At 36.3% G+C, this 16,727-nt stretch carries 15 protein-coding genes and 1 pseudogene; 9 read left to right on the forward strand and 7 right to left on the reverse strand.

The features are described 5' to 3' along the window. Positions 1–67: 67 nt before the first annotated feature. The 3 genes from NQ185_RS14080 to NQ185_RS14090 all read left to right on the forward strand — a co-directional run bounded on the left by NQ185_RS14080 (position 68) and on the right by NQ185_RS14090 (position 3,724). Positions 68–1,570, forward strand: a complete 1,503-nt coding sequence (locus tag NQ185_RS14080) for a serine/threonine-protein kinase (protein WP_257582563.1) — start codon at positions 68–70, stop codon at positions 1,568–1,570. 91 nt (positions 1,571–1,661) lie between these two features. Beyond that, positions 1,662–2,492, forward strand: a complete 831-nt coding sequence (locus tag NQ185_RS14085) for a hypothetical protein (RefSeq protein WP_257582565.1) — start codon at positions 1,662–1,664, stop codon at positions 2,490–2,492. 71 nt (positions 2,493–2,563) lie between these two features. Continuing rightward, the gene (locus NQ185_RS14090) at positions 2,564–3,724 is read left to right on the forward strand and encodes an AlbA family DNA-binding domain-containing protein (RefSeq protein WP_257582566.1); all 1,161 of its coding nucleotides are present in this window, start codon (positions 2,564–2,566) and stop codon (positions 3,722–3,724) included. A gap of 806 nt (positions 3,725–4,530) precedes the next feature. On the opposite strand, the gene NQ185_RS14095 is transcribed toward NQ185_RS14090, so the two are convergent. The 6 genes and pseudogenes from NQ185_RS14095 to NQ185_RS14120 form a co-directional block, all read right to left on the reverse strand. Beyond that, positions 4,531–5,178 (reverse strand): response regulator transcription factor, encoded by a 648-nt coding sequence (locus NQ185_RS14095; RefSeq protein WP_257582567.1) that lies wholly within the window; start codon positions 5,176–5,178, stop codon positions 4,531–4,533. A 133-nt stretch (positions 5,179–5,311) separates the two neighbouring features. Further along, entirely contained in the window at positions 5,312–5,905 is a 594-nt protein-coding gene (locus NQ185_RS14100; protein ID WP_257582568.1) for a hypothetical protein, read from the reverse strand. 211 nt (positions 5,906–6,116) lie between these two features. Continuing rightward, the gene (locus tag NQ185_RS14105) at positions 6,117–8,159 is read right to left on the reverse strand and encodes a sensor histidine kinase (protein WP_257582570.1); all 2,043 of its coding nucleotides are present in this window, start codon (positions 8,157–8,159) and stop codon (positions 6,117–6,119) included. Between the two features lie 145 nt (positions 8,160–8,304). Continuing rightward, positions 8,305–8,925, reverse strand: a complete 621-nt coding sequence (locus NQ185_RS14110) for a hypothetical protein (RefSeq protein ID WP_257582571.1) — start codon at positions 8,923–8,925, stop codon at positions 8,305–8,307. 132 nt (positions 8,926–9,057) lie between these two features. Further along, positions 9,058–9,192 (reverse strand): annotated as a pseudogene (locus NQ185_RS14115) (IS1595 family transposase); the annotation flags it as partial. A 210-nt stretch (positions 9,193–9,402) separates the two neighbouring features. Continuing rightward, on the reverse strand, positions 9,403–9,672 hold the full coding sequence (locus NQ185_RS14120; RefSeq protein ID WP_257582572.1) for a hypothetical protein: 270 nt from the start codon (positions 9,670–9,672) through the stop codon (positions 9,403–9,405). 549 nt (positions 9,673–10,221) lie between these two features. Here NQ185_RS14120 and NQ185_RS14125 point away from each other — a divergent pair. Next, positions 10,222–10,893: a 5'-methylthioadenosine/S-adenosylhomocysteine nucleosidase family protein gene (locus NQ185_RS14125; RefSeq protein WP_308784551.1), complete on the forward strand. Its 672-nt coding sequence runs from the start codon at positions 10,222–10,224 to the stop codon at positions 10,891–10,893. A gap of 135 nt (positions 10,894–11,028) precedes the next feature. Beyond that, positions 11,029–11,763, forward strand: coding sequence for a class I SAM-dependent methyltransferase (locus NQ185_RS14130; RefSeq protein ID WP_257582574.1), 735 nt, complete (start codon positions 11,029–11,031; stop codon positions 11,761–11,763). Between the two features lie 115 nt (positions 11,764–11,878). Here NQ185_RS14130 and NQ185_RS14135 read toward each other — a convergent pair whose 3' ends face one another. Continuing rightward, positions 11,879–12,562 carry a helix-turn-helix transcriptional regulator gene (locus NQ185_RS14135; RefSeq protein WP_257582575.1) on the reverse strand — a complete coding sequence of 228 codons (684 nt, stop codon included), beginning with the start codon at positions 12,560–12,562 and terminating at the stop codon, positions 11,879–11,881. Between the two features lie 213 nt (positions 12,563–12,775). Here NQ185_RS14135 and NQ185_RS14140 point away from each other — a divergent pair, with 213 nt between their 5' ends. From NQ185_RS14140 to NQ185_RS14155, 4 genes are all read left to right on the forward strand, one after another. Then, entirely contained in the window at positions 12,776–13,114 is a 339-nt protein-coding gene (locus tag NQ185_RS14140; protein WP_257582576.1) for a hypothetical protein, read from the forward strand. Positions 13,115–13,127: 13 nt separating this feature from the next. Next, complete coding sequence (locus tag NQ185_RS14145; protein WP_257582577.1) at positions 13,128–13,583, forward strand: DUF2231 domain-containing protein; 456 nt, start codon at positions 13,128–13,130, stop codon at positions 13,581–13,583. A gap of 224 nt (positions 13,584–13,807) precedes the next feature. Beyond that, positions 13,808–14,884 carry a helix-turn-helix transcriptional regulator gene (locus tag NQ185_RS14150; RefSeq protein WP_257582578.1) on the forward strand — a complete coding sequence of 359 codons (1,077 nt, stop codon included), beginning with the start codon at positions 13,808–13,810 and terminating at the stop codon, positions 14,882–14,884. A gap of 175 nt (positions 14,885–15,059) precedes the next feature. After that, positions 15,060–16,382, forward strand: coding sequence for an Ig-like domain-containing protein (locus NQ185_RS14155; protein ID WP_257582580.1), 1,323 nt, complete (start codon positions 15,060–15,062; stop codon positions 16,380–16,382). Positions 16,383–16,727 lie beyond the last annotated feature (345 nt).

Below are 16,727 nucleotides of genomic sequence, written 5' to 3' on the forward strand. Positions count from 1 at the left end.
TGTAGTTTAACACAAATAGAGATTCGCATTTACGTTGCTGAAATATTAATCGGAAAGAGGGAATACAATGGTTTCTGAAGAAGCACTAAGATATATTTCAGAGGTGTTTATAGGGGACACAGGGGAATGTTATTCATATAAAACTGGAGGGGATTTGGTAGATTTTTTTAATCAGTATTTTGGTTATGAGGATAGCTATCAACCTGGCTTTCCCTCAAGGTGGTACTATGTTGTAGATAAACTACAGGACATGATGCAAGGAAATAGGATAGATGCCTTTTTCACATTAATCTTGAGTAAACGATTTATTATGAGAGATAACAAAGTGAATGAATTCAATGCAATCGAATTAAGTCATAATGCCCTGAATCTTTTTAATGAACAGTTACAGTATGATACGTATCAAATAATTCGAAAAGATGGTAACTATGTTTTTAGAAATGAGGATGAAGATCTTGAGCAATTAGGGGAAGGGGGATTTGCAACAGTTTATCTTCGAAGAAGTGACAACAAGGTCTTGAAGAAACTACACGACGAATATATTGCCAATCCAGGAATCCGTAGTAGGTTTAAAAGGGAATACGAAATAACCAAGTCTTTACAGGATGTTCCCGGGGTAATTAGATTATATGACTTTGATAATAATAAAATGTTATATGAGATGGAAAAAGGTGACTTTACCTTATTTAAGTATGTAATCGACAACAAACTATCTAGTGATGAAAAAGTGAGAATTTCTTTTCAAGTGATGAGGATAATGGCAACCATCCATGAAAGGAACATTATTCATAGAGACCTTAGCCCTTCAAACATCTTGTTTGTTAATGGGATATTAAAGATAGCCGATTTTGGGCTTGGTAAAAACATTGAAGAAATCCATTCTCATAAAACTCTGCATACTAATGCTTTTGGGCAATTCTATTATTGTTCCCCGGAGCAATTGTATGCACTAAAGGATGGAGATAAAAAAAGTGATGTATTCTCATTGGGGAAAGTCATTAACTTTATTTTCACAGGAAATCCGGATAATGAACGACATGAATTTGGTCAAGTAATTAATAAAGCTACAAGTCAAAATAGAGATGATCGTTATGAATCCGCAGTAGAGATGTTACGGGATTCAGATCAGCTATATGATATTATCAAAAAAAGTAACCTCAAAGAAGAAGCAAAGCAGGATATTCTTAATGGTGAGCTTACTACGGTTGTACAACAATACATTCATAATTTGGATGGAGAAAGATTATGTGCCCAAATAGTAATGAATCCAAAATTTGAAATTGTATTGTTAAATTATATGAAGTTAAATGACAACAATGAGAAGTATGTTATTACAGCTGTTGAAGAAAACTTTAGGGATTCATGTCCAACTTTTGAGTCTTATGATCCTATTGCTTCCCTAGCAAATACAATTTTGCAAGACCAGTTTTCCTTTCTTACTAAGGAAAAGGCTGCGAGAATCCTTTCCCACATTGCTTTCTCAGTTAATCGTTTTAGTGCACAAAGAATGGTTGAAAGATTGATTGATAGAGGTGTAGAACCCTTGATTGAGAATGTATTACAACGGTAATTTCTTGAAACAAAAGACTATATGTTTTGTTTAAATTGCTATCTAAAGAATTTTATATGTGCATTGATTTATTAAGAGAGGAGATTCCTTTTTGAGCAAAGATAAAAGAAAAGATATACAAGAAGCGGGTAAAGGGCTTGCACTTGATACTGTATTAAGTGTCGGGAGTGATACTGCCGCAGAGATTGCAAAAGAATCAATAACTAGCATAATAGGAGATCTTCTTGTTGACACCGCAAGCTCTCTTCTTCCTGGTATTTCAGGAGCAGTTCAGGGATATAAGCGTGTCCGCTTCGAAAGAAATATTACTATCTTTACTGAGCAATTATATTCTAATATTGATACGATACGGGTGAACTTAGAAACCAAGACTAATGAGCAAAAAGAAAAAATTGATCAATTGTTTAATATTGTTTTGGATTATGTTATTGATGAACAGCAGGAAGACAAGATTCAATACATGGTGAATGGGTTTCTAAACTTAACAAATCATGAAAAAGTATCAGATGACTTTGTCCTTACGTATTATGATGTGCTTAGAGAGCTGAGAATGGTGGATATATCAGTACTAAGGTTAATGTACAATTCACGGTATATAATTGGCAACGACACAACTGAAACATTTCGAGATATTATGGAAAGGCATGGACTTAGCTATGAGCAATACCAATCAGTTCGAAGAAACCTACAAAGAATAGGCTTGCTCATAACGAAGACAGATCTTAATGTAACCGATGATCTTGAAGAGATAGTAAAGAAATTCAAGGAGTTATACGCATACCTAGACAAAGCGACTAATCCTAAATATAAACGTTCTCTTCCAAAGTTAAGGCTACCAAAACTAAAATCCAAGGAGAATTTAGAGTTGTCCAAGTTTGGGAAGGATTTTGTTAGGTTTTTCATAAGTAAAGAAGATGATTGATACTACCACTTTTTACCGCAAAGGCATAGTAAGAGTCAGTCAATATATATATAAAGCTGTAGGTGAGCATTTTGGTATCGCTAAATGAGAAAATTAATGAATTAATAAGCAGAAAATATGAAGGGGCTTATTGGGATTATAAGCAACAATATCATGAAAACAGGGCAGATTTGTTACACGATATTATCTGCTTGGCCAATAACACTGAGAATCGAGATGCTTATCTTATTTTTGGAATAACAGATGATGGAAGAATCCTGGGTGTAGAAGATGATCCAAATAGAAAAAACCAAGAAAATTTCATTTCATTTTTAAGAGATAAGGATTTTGAGGGTGGATATAGACCAGTTGTTGAATATAATAGTTTTGAGTTAGGCAGCCATAGCATTGATGTCTTAATTATCAAGCAAAGTAACCGAACACCATATTTTTTAACAAAAGACTATGGCGATGGTAAGAAAAAAGTGAGAGCATATCATATTTATTCGAGGATTATGGATACAAATACACCTAAAGATAAGTCTGCTGATGAAAGGGTTGTAGAGAATTTATGGAAAAGAAGATTCGGACTTCTTCCATTGCCAATAGACAGATTAAAGCATTCCCTATCGGATAAGAAAAATTGGACAAAAAAAGATTCTGTTAGTTATTATAACCCATCCCCCGAATTTACTATTGAACAAATATATGATTATGAAGATCGGTATCATAATACGAATCGAGAGTTCTATTCTTATTATCAAATGAATTCTTCTACTTCATATGAAGCACTTCATTGCAAATATCATATCACGGTTTTATTCGAGTGTCAGTCTGTTGTACTTGATAGTGGAAGGTATGTTGCACCGGTTCCTAACTGGGGGTTTATTCCGTTAGATAAATATCATCGAGAAAAACTATCATATAAATATTATGTTAAAGGGTCGCTGAAATATCAATTAAATATTTTTCTATTTGATGAAAATAGTGAAGAAGCAAGAATTGCGAGAGATAGATTTATGGAGTTGGTTCTTTTATACAATTCGGAAAGGGAAAGAAAGCTATTTGAATCCCATGTTAGGAAAAATATTACCGATATTGTACAAGAGCTGGATGAAATGAAAAAGAGTAATTTGGTTTTTGAAGGTGTCGATGAACATATTAGGGATGTTGAGAATAAAAGAATTCATACGGGGGTATTGCTTAATAGGGAATTACTGACCTTCAGAAGGCAGTTTTCATATCACTTATGATAACGGCTATATATTGGGATTAGATTTAAGAAAACAGCATTGAGATTTGCCCCCCAATGCTGTTTTTTTGCCTCTTAAATCACTACGGTGAACCGTATCATAAGTAGATGCAGTTTTTAACATATAAAAAGAGAAACAGATAGGCTATTTTAATCTGCAGGGTATTCACTTTCTGAGAGCAGTACGGCTGATTTGATTAATTAATTTTATGTCAACGCCCAGAACACCGGTGATTTAAATCGTGGGATGAATGGGTGTTCTCCTTCTTAGATATCATGTAAATGGGTTGCAAACATACGTTCCGTTTCGTATAATTGAATTATAAAAATGGAGGTGATATAAGGTAAAAAAGGGAAAAAGGCGGAGGAGAAATTTGGAGTCCAAAAAGAAATACTGAAGCTTCCGAAAGACGAATATCTTGCCCTGCGCAAACTATGCAGGTTAAGCAAGAACATGTATAACGCGGGCCTCTACAGCGTTCGGCAACACTTTTTTGAAACGGGGAAATACCTCGGATATAATCAGAACGATCATGCATGTAAGGGCAATGAAAACTATCAATATATGGGGACGGCTGCAGCCCAGCAAACTTTAAAAAAAGTGGAAGAAAACTTCAAAAGTTTTTTCGGATTACTGAAAATCGATCGCAAACAAGCCCGTATACCGGGATACTTGGACAAAGAGGGATTTTTTGAACTGAGCTATCCCCAATTCAAGTTACAAGATGATGGCACCTTCAATCTCCCCACCTCGCATGCATTCAAAAGGGAGCATGGCCACATCAACATCACCTTCCCCACGAATCTTCAATATTCCATACCCTCCTCTTTTGCTCGTTTAATAGCTTCAAATCGATCGGCAACTTGTAACTTATTATAAATATTTGAAACATGGTTTCTGACGGTTTTTGAACTTAAACCAAGTCTTTCTGCGATACCTTCATTTTTAGTCCCCTGAACAATAAGGTTTAAAACTTGTCTTTCTCTACTTGTCAGTTCTGGAAAGAGAATATTTTCCTGACTTTTGCTCATGTAGTTAAAGTAGTGTATGAGTCTCGCAGCAATGGACGGACTGAAAATTGCTTCGCCACTCGCAATCGCACGAATGGCACGAATGGTCTCCTCTTGACTAGCACCTTTGAGAAGATAACCTTTAGCTCCTGCTCTCATAGCGGCAAATACTGAATTATCGTCCTCGAACATGGTGAACACAATGATTCCTATATTAGAGTTTTTAGCGAGTATTTCCTTTGTTGCTTCAATACCGTTAATATTAGGCATTTTTATATCCATTAAGATAATATCAGGTTGTAGCAAGTTTGCTAGAGTAATAGCCTCTTCTCCAGAAATAGCCTCACCGATGATTTCAAAGTCCGAAATAGAAGTAAGTAAATTTCTTAAACCATCACGAAACAAAGTATGGTCATCAGCAAACAGAATTTTTATTTTTTCCATAACTAAGCCCCCTGATTGATAAATGTAACATTGCTTCGATACTCACACCTTGCTCAAGGGTTTCAATTTTAATAGAAACAGGAGGCAGTGCCCTACCTTGAAGTAGAGAAGCCCCCTGTTTTTTGTTATTATGCTATTTCCGTAAATAGAATCCAGTAATGATCCATGCCAAACCGTAAATACCTCCGAACAATATACCTCCGATGAGTGCGTTCACATTATAAATGACAGTCGTAGCGACAGCAACTACTGGAACTGTAAGGAGAAATAGAATGGTGCCGAATCGAGGAAATGTTTTGATGCGGATTAAAAAAATGCCAAGCGGAAGGGCGCCAAGGAACATTACTATACTACTAATTCCAGCAACTAAATCAACCGTTTCATGGAGACTTCCTAGGTCAAGGAAACCATGTACGAAAAAAGCTAATGCTCCAAGTCCAAATAGTCCTTGACCGAGTCCTGAAAGAAAGATTCCCGTTCGCCACAAGAAGTTTACCTTTGTAGCTTTAATATGATTGTGTAGTGAAAAGAGTCCAATTAACAATCCACACATAGCAAAAAATATCATGGCAGTATTAAGGTAATAGGCAAAGTGAGTAACATCATGGAGAAAACTGTCTCCTCCTAGTGTCAAATCGAGATATCCTTGCCAGATAATATTAATGGCCAATAACCCTCCGCCAGTTATTGCTCCCAAGGCAGCCGACTTTTTACTAAATCCCCTCATTTCATCCCCTCACTTTTCAGTAACACCCATTTTAAAATATATATTCTTGCACTTAGACTATTATTACTAAACTTGAAATTTTTAAATAATAATTTCTGAATTGTCAATCCATTTATATTACAGACTAATAAAAAAGAGTCCAGCAAAATAAACTGGGCTCCTTTATAAGCTGATGTCATCTAAACAGGGGAATGGCAAATTGGTTTCTTGGCTAAGCCCCCTGATTCATAAATGGAAACATTGCTTGGATACTCACACCTTGCTCAGGAGTAGAAATTACATGAAAAGTTCCGTTCAATTCCTCAGCCCTTTCTCGCATAGAGTCCATCCCAATCCCCTTGTTTGAAATAAAAGAAAACCCTTTACCGTTGTCCGTAATCTCTATTTTAAGGAAGTTATTCATGGTTATTTTAATTAAACATTCCGTCGCATTTGAATGGCGAATGACATTAGAAATTGATTCTTGAATAATACGATATGTAGCAATTTCTATGGCTGCCGGTAATGTGGATACAGTGGGAGGCACAAAAACCCGAAAATTAATTTCACTATGACTGTATTGTCTAATTAAATCGTTAATAGCAAATGTGAGTCCTAATTCATCTAGGATAGGTGGTCGTAAATCGTAGACAAGTTGACGAATGTCATTTATAGCATCCTTTAAATGTTTATGAGTAGTAATCAATAATTCGTCACCAGCTTCCTGGTTTATTTTATATAAATTACGCGCAGCCTCTATATTCATTCCTAAGCTTGCAAGTTGCGGACCTAAACCATCATGGAGGTCTCTTCGGATTCTTTTTCTTTCTTCTTCCCGGGCCGTAACAAGATTTTCTCTGGACTTCATTAAATCTGTTGTGACTTTTACGGAATACGCAGCAATACCTACTTGACGTGCAAGATCTTGAATCAAGCGTTGTTCGTAATTAGAGAACTCCTCGTTTAAGTCCCTAGTCCCGAGGACCAGCTCCCCAACCACATCTTTCTGGTAAACTAAATTTATTCTCTTTGGTGAGGTGTTCAGAGTTCCATGTTCAGCAGCTAGCTGAAAAGAATTTTCTGTGAAAAGATAGATGGCTGCATATGGCAGTTTTAACACCTGACTAATCGTTTCAACTACGGAAGAAAGAACAGTTCTAGTATCAGACGTTGCTTCCAACTTTTGTCCTAACATGGACAAAGCAGCGTATGGAGAACGACTTTCCCCATACATTAAACGGTTGATAGCAGCTTGTAATTTCCCTTTTATCGGTTCGAAGAGTATGACAGTGACTCCCACGGCGATAAAGGAAACGAAAAAACCACCTATCTGAAATATTGTTCCAAGTAATCCGACAATGCTTGCATAGATGATCGCTACAAGACTACTAAGCATGATATATAAAACAAAACGGTTCATGTAGATGTCTAGATTCCACAACTTATATTGCAATATACTAATAGCTAAAGAAACAGGTATTACTATGATTGTGGTTAGCATCAAGGGAGTAATAACTTTTAAAATCGCAGTTTGTTCATCACCAAAAATTCCTATCCAACCAATGTGTAAAATAATAATGATAATGCTGACAATTAACCATTTCGCTTGTTGTTTTTGAACCGAGTTAGATACCTTTCGAAATCGATAGAGTTGCGCGTAGAAGACCAGTAAATAGAAACCCATCCACCCAACAACATCAAGCCAAAATGGCCATAATTCTGGATTTAAAATGGAATTGGGCATGAAAATTCGACTATATGAAAAGATCATCCACAAAGCTGCAATGCCAATGGTCCATTTAGGCACAAATCTCCCATCGGGAAATATAAAAAGAAAAACAACGATTCCAGAAGCTACAAAGTCAATATAGTTTGTCAACAACATGATATTGGGAAAAGCTTGACTTAATGTATCCATACCAAAATTAGCACCATAGGCGATAATGATTATAGAAGTAAATGTGAGAAACTTATCTGAACTATTTTTCAAAAATAGAAAGATACCAGCAGAAAAAAAACCAAACCCAATAATAAAATTCATTATTGTTCTAAACCAGGCGTAGGAAATGAGGGAGATCCCAATAGTTTGAAGTTCAGCGGATTCTTCTAAGGTTAATTGAGCAAAGTCTATACATCCGCTTGTAGGGCAAGGTACTTGATAAATGGTGTGTTGTATGAAGACACTAAAAAAGAAGAGCCCAACTGAGATCAGGGCTGTAATTATCCACATGAATTTTATAATATTGTTTAGAATTTTGTGGGTGTCTTTATTCATTAGGAAGATCTCCCTACTCCATTGAATTGGCAAAGTTACACTTAATATATTCAATGGAGCAGAGTATATTTCTTCCGATATGTTAAAAATTCAGTTCGGATGAGGTGGATTGAAAAAACATGGTAAATGTTAAAAAATTGCAATGTTATGAATTAGCTAATGTTGCATCCTTTCCTTGAACAACTTCTGTTTTTGTTCTTTTGTAAACAGCAGTACTCAACCCAATAATCCCGATTGCCCAGAAAATTCCCCCGAAGTAACTAATAAAGCCTAATGGAGCAAAATCTAAAAAAAGTGATGCAGCGACTAAGACTGCTGGAATTACAGGAAGGACTTTTACTGTAGCTAAACTGATACCAAAATAAACCCATCCAATAAAAAGTAGAAGTAAACTGATCATCAAGCCCTCACCTGAAGGAGTTGGCCATGTGGAAGCTAATTCTGCAGCATGAACTTTAAGCATTGGGGATACAAAAGTAACAGTCCACATACCTCCTACTTCAAGCATGCTGCCAATGAATAAAACGATAAAGCTTATAAATAGATTTAGACTTGCCTTAATTTGATACGAATACAAAAAGACTGCAATCATACCAATTAAAATAAGGATCATACCTAATGCATTAATTAACCCGACAATTACAGCTACTCCCATTGTGTCATGACCCATCTGATACTGATATCCAAATCCAAATGTTGCTATGATTTGTAAAATTCCACCAATAATTGAGAATACAGAAAGCTTTCTTAGTAAGGGATAATTCATTTCTAACCTCCTATAAAGTTTAATTAATGGGAGTATATCAAAGTAATGTCCCTAAGTTCATGGGAGTCCTGTCACTTCAAACAGGGATATTTCTTACAAGGAATGTGAAAGTGCAGCAAGAATCATATGTCAGTAAAACAAGGTGACATGCGTGACTTTGCCGTTAACCGTTCTGCACATTTTCTAAGGAGAAAAGCCCTCAATCACGCATTCAATAAAAATAACCCAAATATGAGGTACCCTCGTTCGTTGCAGAGGGGTATTTGAGTAAATGTGCAATTTTACTACTTCCACGATGGAAAGCCCTTTCAACATGAAATGGAAAACTACATGCTAATGGAAATGGCGATTCATCACGCAGATTTAATTCGCTACGTGTTAAAAAATAGCAGGCTTTTTAACACACAATTAGCCTGCTATTAATTTTGTTTCCTTTATTTTTTTATACAGACAGGCATTAATGATAGTTTTTATTCCTCACCAGAAGAAAAATGGAATAAAAGCTAGTGTGGCAATTGCGCCGAATGCGATCCCAGCTGCAAAGCCAAAGCCCCAGCCCCAAGGATATCCATAACCTCCATATCCAAACCCACCATATCCGCGGGGAGGACCATCAAATGGCCGAAGGAATACTCTATTTGGAGATACTCCTTCAATAATGCCTCGATGAACCTCTCCGTAAGTTGTACGAATTTCAACTGCTCTCCCAATACCTCGATTACAAATATGATAATAGTGTTCCGACAAATTATTACACCTCCTTCATTCAACAATAATGTTGACTATATTAAGGTATTCTCACAATTTGTTATTGGAGTAGTCGACAACACAAGGCGAAAGTGGAAAAGCAGTTTTTCATGTAAGAAGTATCATTCATATGGTTTAAACATAAGAGGGACCACCTTATATACGAGATTAGTGGTGCTGGGAAATGAAAATGTAAATTCGGAGGTTGATATGGTTATTGAAACCCATCAAATGTTACTAGTTACAGATTTTCCGAACGCCAAAGCCCAACGCCTTTAGGCATGGGATGAAAGTGAGGTCAAATAAGTAGCGGCACATAAAACCGATTCATTGGTTACACTTTGGTTCAGAAGCACGAAGCAAATCTCTCGTATCACGGTATTCCAACATTTGGTATAATGATAGACGTATACCACTTAACGTGGAGGTATTTTATATGGGAATGCCACCATAGGTTTAATGTATTTTCCTGGCCAATCAGTGAGCTTCTATATTCACTTGGACTGGAATTGCTAAATTGAATAATGATATCTGTAAGGTGATATGTCGATTATAGGAATAAGTATAGCAACGAAGTGGGAATATGAAGCGACATTAGAATACTTTGACGTAAAAGATAACGAACGTTTCGGCTATCCTTATGGCGAGTATTTCATAAGAACAATTCATGATACTGAACTGGTTTTTTATAGTACCGGTGTAAGAAAAGTAAATGGTGTTGGCGGGAATCAGTATATGATTTCTACATTTAATTTAACTAAGGTAATCGTTGCCGGAACATGTGCAGGAATAGATGATAAGTATAGTAATTTGGATATTTTCGTACCCGATAAAGCCGTTCAATATGATTGCACAGTAAAAGAAATTGAGCCTTTTATTAAACAATCGTTCATAGTCGATATTGATCTATCAAAATATGAAAGTGATTTTTATACAGGAACAATTGGCACCGCAGATAAAGCAGTCGTTATGTGGAAGGACTATTTAGAACTTAAAGAAAACGAAATAACAATAGCCGATACAGAAGCGGGTGCAATTGCTTATATCTGTAAGAAGAATGATGTTGAGTGCATAATTATTAAAGGAATATCTGATTTTCCAACAGATGAAAGAAACTCTGATAAATTCGAATCGAATCTTGAACAAATTAATGTTTATTTGGAAAACACCCCAAAAGTTATGAACAAAATATTTTCAAAGTACTTAAAAAGGTTTATTTAAATAAAGATTATGATTGTTGATGAAACTTCTTTTTAATTGATTTATCGTTCTATTAATTGAAGGGAGAGGTGACTTTTGTTTCCCAACTTATCCAATCGCCTTTTTAAAGGAACTTATAAAGAAAGAATGGACTATATGGCAGCTGAATCAGGGAAATATGAGTATACTTGTAATTTCAAGTATGAAGGAATACCAGCAGAGGAAATATTATCTGAGGAGTTAAGGAACATACTCCGTGGCGGGAAAGTACTTGATGTTGGTTGTGGCCATGGCGAGTATACGAATAGCTGGTCTGACTATGCCGAAGAAGTTGTTGGATATGATATGACGGAAGGTTTTATAGAAACTGCCAATAGAAATAAAAAGCCTAATGTTAGATATGTTGTTGGGAATACAAAAGATGGATTAGGGCTTCCGTTTCCAACGGATTACTTTGATGTAGCTTATACGAAGAAAGGACCGACAAGCTGGTTTCCAGAAGGTAATAGAGTAGTGAAATCTGGTAGTCCAATTTTATTGCTTTACCTATATAATTCAATATCTGATATTGGAGAATACTATCCAGGATGGATTGGTTCAAATTCCACAGGAAAAGCAACCCTTGACAAAATTAATGGAAACTTGGCGAATAGTGGTTTTGCTGACATAAAGACAAAAACAATAGAGGAAATTGCTTATATACCTACCCCAGAAGATGTTATTAACTACATATTCTTTGGCCAGAGTAAGAAGTTTACTGATTATGTTAAAGAAACGTACTCAGAAAAAGTCCAAATGCAGTTCGAAAAATATACTCGTGAAAAGGGAACAGAAAAAGGTATTAAGATAACTAATAATTATTGTTTAGTTCATGCAAAAGCATCATCCTAGTGAGGATTAAATAACCAAATAAAAATAAGCATTGGGACTTAACTCCAATGCTTATTTTTTTGCCACTTAAAATAACTAAGGTGAAGCATATCGTTTTTTAGCATGATAGATAGTATCACTCTTCTAATAAAAAGGTATGCGACTTGGTGTCAATTGATTGATTAGAAAGAATGCTGAAAACACATCGACCGTCGCCATTCTGAAAGGTTTCCTTACGGATTACACGGAGTCCAAGCAGTTTTGTAAGAGCGTTAACCGTCACACTGCAAAGGATTGGTCGCTTCATTGCAACATTAGCGAACGGACAATTCCGTTCAATCAATAAAATTTCCTCCTTATTCTGTTCCATTTCGATAAATGAATCATTTTCCATATAAATCCCCTTTAAAGCAGATACACGTTCAGTAAGACTTAACGCCCGCAACTGATATTCCCATCGTTGAACCCAATTTTCTGTCATGCTGGAAAGGACTTGTTTTAAAGAGTCCTCTCCAAGTTGCTCTATTATGGTGTCAATCAATTCTACAGTTAGCCCGTCGTAGTGTTTAGGAAACAAATGCTCTCCATCCACAGTAAGACTGTAGTATAGAGATGGCCGTCCAGCACCTGTAGCTGGGGTTCTGTCAGATTGCCGTTGGATAAATTTATCCTGTGTAAGCTGGAGGAGATGCTGACGAACTGCTTCTCCCGTCATTTGCAAATGGGAGGATAGATCAGCTACAGTTGCTGAACCATGCTGCTTAAGATAATGCAAAATATCGCGGCGTGGGCTTGGGAGTTGATCTAAGTTAATATACAAACCGATTACCTCCGTAAAGATGAATTTTTCCAGGGACGGATCCTTTTTTAGAAATCCGAAAAAAAAAATAATTGGACAAGTAAATATTTTAAAAATTCGTAAGTATAATGTAATACCTAATTAATCAAATATTATGTTGATTAATTAGAATTATTCTTTTATTCATTTGAATAAAGATAATTACCTAAATTTGCAAATGGAGGGGGTGTAAAGATGCTAGTCTCATCTGTTATTCTTTTTGCAATTGCTGCGCTTGGTGGTCTATTGCTTGGGGTTTTAGGGCTTCGTCAGAGGGAGTTGCCTATGCCGCTATCGCTTTTACATGGTGCTGTTGCAGCTGCTGGGCTTGTTACTTTAATTCTTGGAGTTTTACAGGGAAATGCAGGGACTCTTCCAATTATCTCCTTAATTCTATTTCTCATTGCCGCGCTTGGCGGATTCGTACTATTTTCCTTCCATTTACGCCGAAAGCCACATCCTAAAGGACTAATCCTAATTCATGCTTTAGCTGCAGTTGTTGCATTTATCCTTTTACTTTTTGGAATCTTGTAAGGGGTGGTCATCATTGAAACAGCGAGGTAAGTTGAGATTATTCGGGCATCCAGTACACCCTGTCGTTACTCACTTTCCAATGGCTCTGTTGCCCGTGTCCTTACTTGGTGATTTGCTTGGAGTATGGACTGATGCCTCGTTCTGGTGGAGTTTTTCATTTTATAATCTTGCGATAGGGCTTGTTATGTCCATACCTGCGCTTATTACGGGCACAATTGACTTTCTAGTCATTCCTCAGAAGGGTGCTCCTGAACGCATTGCTTTGCGCCATATGACCATTATGATTTCGGCAATAACGATGTATGCAGCCAGCTTTTTTATTCGTATTGGTGTTGAAACTCCATTCGGGTGGCGGTTAACGAGTTCCATTTCCCTCTCATTTTTAGGACTTATTTTCCTCCTGATCGGTGGATGGTTAGGCGGACAACTCGTATACCGGCACGCTATAGGCAGCAAGCCGAATGATTAGTCAGAAAAATCGTCACTTAAACTGGTAGTGTGAAGCTTACCATGTAATCGGGGCCTTTACCAACGAACAAAGCCTATCCAAGACAAAAAAGTTTTGGATAGGCTTTTCTTTATTAGAACGACTCGTTATGCTTAAATTTGGTGGAACAGCATTTTGTTACAGCACAACAACTATCAAAAAAGTAAAATCAATGTTATCTATAATTTTGTCTAGGAGTGAGGCAAATGAATGAATATATTCAGCGGGTAATTGATTGGATTGAAGAACATTTAAAAGATGAATTTTCGCTAGAGGGCTTGGCAAGTTATATGGGATATTCTCCTTATTATTGTTCTTTTAAATTTCATCAGGCAACAGGTATAAGCATTAGGCGCTACATTTTACTGAGAAGGCTGTATTTATCGACAGAGGATTTAGCGAATAATCGGAAGATAATCGATATTGCCTTTGATTATCATTATTCATCGCAGGAAGCCTATAGTAGGGCTTTTAAAACAGTTTTTGGTGTTAGTCCACGAGAATTTCAAGTCAACCAAATGCCTATTCAATCATTTGCTAAACTAACTATTCGCCAGGGAGAGGACGGTTGTAAAATGAATATCTCAAGAGAAACCGAGGTTGAACAATTAAAAAGTAGGAAGAGAGAATTGTTTGACAAAGATGTACTGAACATTTTAAACGGTCAATTCATGTATGAGGAGTTTAAAAATAAAAAGCTTATGGGCGATTCAGATTATGCACCATTCAATGAAGCTATGTGTGTAAATGCGACTACGACATCTATTTTCGATCATGCCTTTATTCAAACAAGAGCGGCAGGACACAATGAGTCTGAAGAAAATTATAGGAATAAGGTAATAGAGCCCCTACATAATCTGTTCGAGAAAAACTATAACTATATTGTTTTATGGTTTGGAGAAGATATGTTTTGTCAGATGAATCTTCTCACGATCCTTGCTTATCTTGAACAGTCTCAGTATAAAGGTAAAGTTTTTTTAAATAGCTTTAGAGAGGATGAATTTAAAGTAAGCCAAATTGAGCTTGCTTTAGGCAGTTATTATTATGTCTATGAAGAAGTATTGGTCAATCATAGGAAACCAACAAATGAAGTACTTCCAGTGATGTATCAGGCCATAGATTTATTTTTAGAATTGCAGACAGAAAATAATAGGGTCATAACATACATTTTAAAAAATAAACATTTGCCCACATCCGAATTGCTTAAGCGGTTATTCGAAGTTTTCCCGACAATAGGATATGGAGATTTACAATATATGGAGTTGATTGATAAAACAAAGTGAATGAAATTCTAAAAAGGCTGTGGTAAACAAAGAAGACCATTTTACATATGTTAATACTCATGTGTGAAGTTTTATCTTTGAAAGGCTTAGGAATTTGCTTTTGCAAGTAGGAATTTCCACATTATTCCTATAATATATGTATTAAGAAGCATTTTTGGCTAATGGAGGGAAAAAAGTGAAACGATTAGGTAGCTTGTTGGTTTTTTTGTTGGCTTTTCTTTGCTTTAGTACTGTAGGGTCTGCAGGAGCTATTTCCTGGGGTGGAACAAAGGAGGCAAAGTATGACACTTCTATTCCTGGCACTAATCTGCCTTGGTCAGGTCCGCTTAGTCTGGGAGGAATGAATTTAGAGACAGGAAAAATGACACGGGGGACAGATGCTGATGTTGCTTTTTCTCGTGATGGTGCGGAGATGGGTGCGAATGGGATTGTCGGCCTAGGCAAGGTGAAATACGATAGTGTTAATCAAATTCCAGGCAGTGGTTTTCAAGAACTCATTAAAGTTGAGCAGGGAAATGTGTATATCATTAAACGCAAGAATGGAAATATGGTTAAATTACAGATTACCAGTATTTCGAATTCAGTTGTTACATTTAAGTATGCTCTAGAAAAGTCATACACTCCTAAAGTGACTTCGATTAAGTTTAAGGAAAAACTTAAATACAGTCCAACTTCGGTTTCGTTGTCGGTTATTGCAAATTATAGCGACAAAACCAAAGCGGTTGTAAAAAGTAGCTCTGCAAAGTGGACGTCTAATAATAAGAATGTCGCAAAGGTTGATTCAAAAGGGAAAATTACATTTACCGGTAAGCCTGGTAAGGTGACGATCACAGCGACATATAAAGGGAAAAAGACAAGCGCGACTACAACTGTTGGGAATGTAGTAAAGAAACTTTCGACAACAACAAAGTTGACCTATAGTAAAAAGCCAATCAAGGTGAACGTTACTGCAATCTATATGAATGGTAAAAAGGTAAAGCTTAAATCTGGAGTGGTTTGGAAATCTAGTAATAAAAATGTGGCAAAAGTCAGCTCCACTGGCGTTGTTACTTTTACAGGAAAAAATGGAAACGCCACCATTACAGCAACTTATAAAGGGAAAAAGCTTACTTTAAAAACCACCGTCGCTAGGGTAGATAACTATTATGGAAAATGGAAACTATGGATTCCAGGCACGATGGTTGACTATTTTTATAAAGACACTGGCAATTACGCCGGAAGCAGGTATAAAGATGGTGCATACAAAGGGTCATTAACCGTAAATAAAAATGGAACGTATACGTTAAATAGCAAAACAGGAAAATGGCGTGTCGCAAAAAAGAGTGAGGTATTCAATCATCCGGTGTCAATTATCCTTTTGAAAGCAGAGGGAAAAAATGATATTGCGATAACTGACCATGATAGAAAAAAAGGATATATTAAGTTAATGGTAGATAGTAAAGGCAAGTATACCGATGGATCAAAAATTTGGATTTTCGCTGCAGAGGGATTTAAATAAAGGAATCACGGATACATCCCAGGTTCCCAAATTTGAAAGTGAATAGATACTATACCTATGATGGCAATATCCTCGATGACGATGTGGGATATTGTCTTTTCTAATATTTGGGCAGGAGTGTAGTATTTTTTCTTTTTTAAGGCTTTGTTATAACAGGATGTTGATTTCAATACGTTTGAAAAATAAACGGACAAATTCCGTTTATTTTGAGAAACACCCATATTTCTTTAAAAATAAGGGGAGATTTTCACAGAAAAAACCACCAAGGAATTTCTATTCCGCACGAAGTGATGATGTCTTATTAGGATCTTTTAGTAAATGATATATGTAGTGAGGAGGAAGCTC

The sequence above is a fragment of the Lederbergia panacisoli genome, assembly GCF_024626525.1.
Classification (GTDB): Bacteria; Bacillota; Bacilli; order Bacillales; family Bacillaceae_C; genus Lederbergia; species Lederbergia panacisoli.

What these genes read in the sequence shown, in the direction of transcription:
- NQ185_RS14080 (WP_257582563.1), top strand. Translation starts at nt 68, where the DNA reads ATGGTTTCTGAAGAAGCACTAAGATATATTTCAGAGGTGTTTATAGGG.
- NQ185_RS14095 (WP_257582567.1), bottom strand. Translation starts at nt 5,178, where the DNA reads ATGGAAAAAATAAAAATTCTGTTTGCTGATGACCATACTTTGTTTCGT.
- NQ185_RS14100 (WP_257582568.1), bottom strand. Translation starts at nt 5,905, where the DNA reads ATGAGGGGATTTAGTAAAAAGTCGGCTGCCTTGGGAGCAATAACTGGC.
- NQ185_RS14105 (WP_257582570.1), bottom strand. Translation starts at nt 8,159, where the DNA reads ATGAATAAAGACACCCACAAAATTCTAAACAATATTATAAAATTCATG.
- NQ185_RS14110 (WP_257582571.1), bottom strand. Translation starts at nt 8,925, where the DNA reads ATGAATTATCCCTTACTAAGAAAGCTTTCTGTATTCTCAATTATTGGT.
- NQ185_RS14130 (WP_257582574.1), top strand. Translation starts at nt 11,029, where the DNA reads ATGGCAGCTGAATCAGGGAAATATGAGTATACTTGTAATTTCAAGTAT.
- NQ185_RS14140 (WP_257582576.1), top strand. Translation starts at nt 12,776, where the DNA reads ATGCTAGTCTCATCTGTTATTCTTTTTGCAATTGCTGCGCTTGGTGGT.
- NQ185_RS14150 (WP_257582578.1), top strand. Translation starts at nt 13,808, where the DNA reads ATGAATGAATATATTCAGCGGGTAATTGATTGGATTGAAGAACATTTA.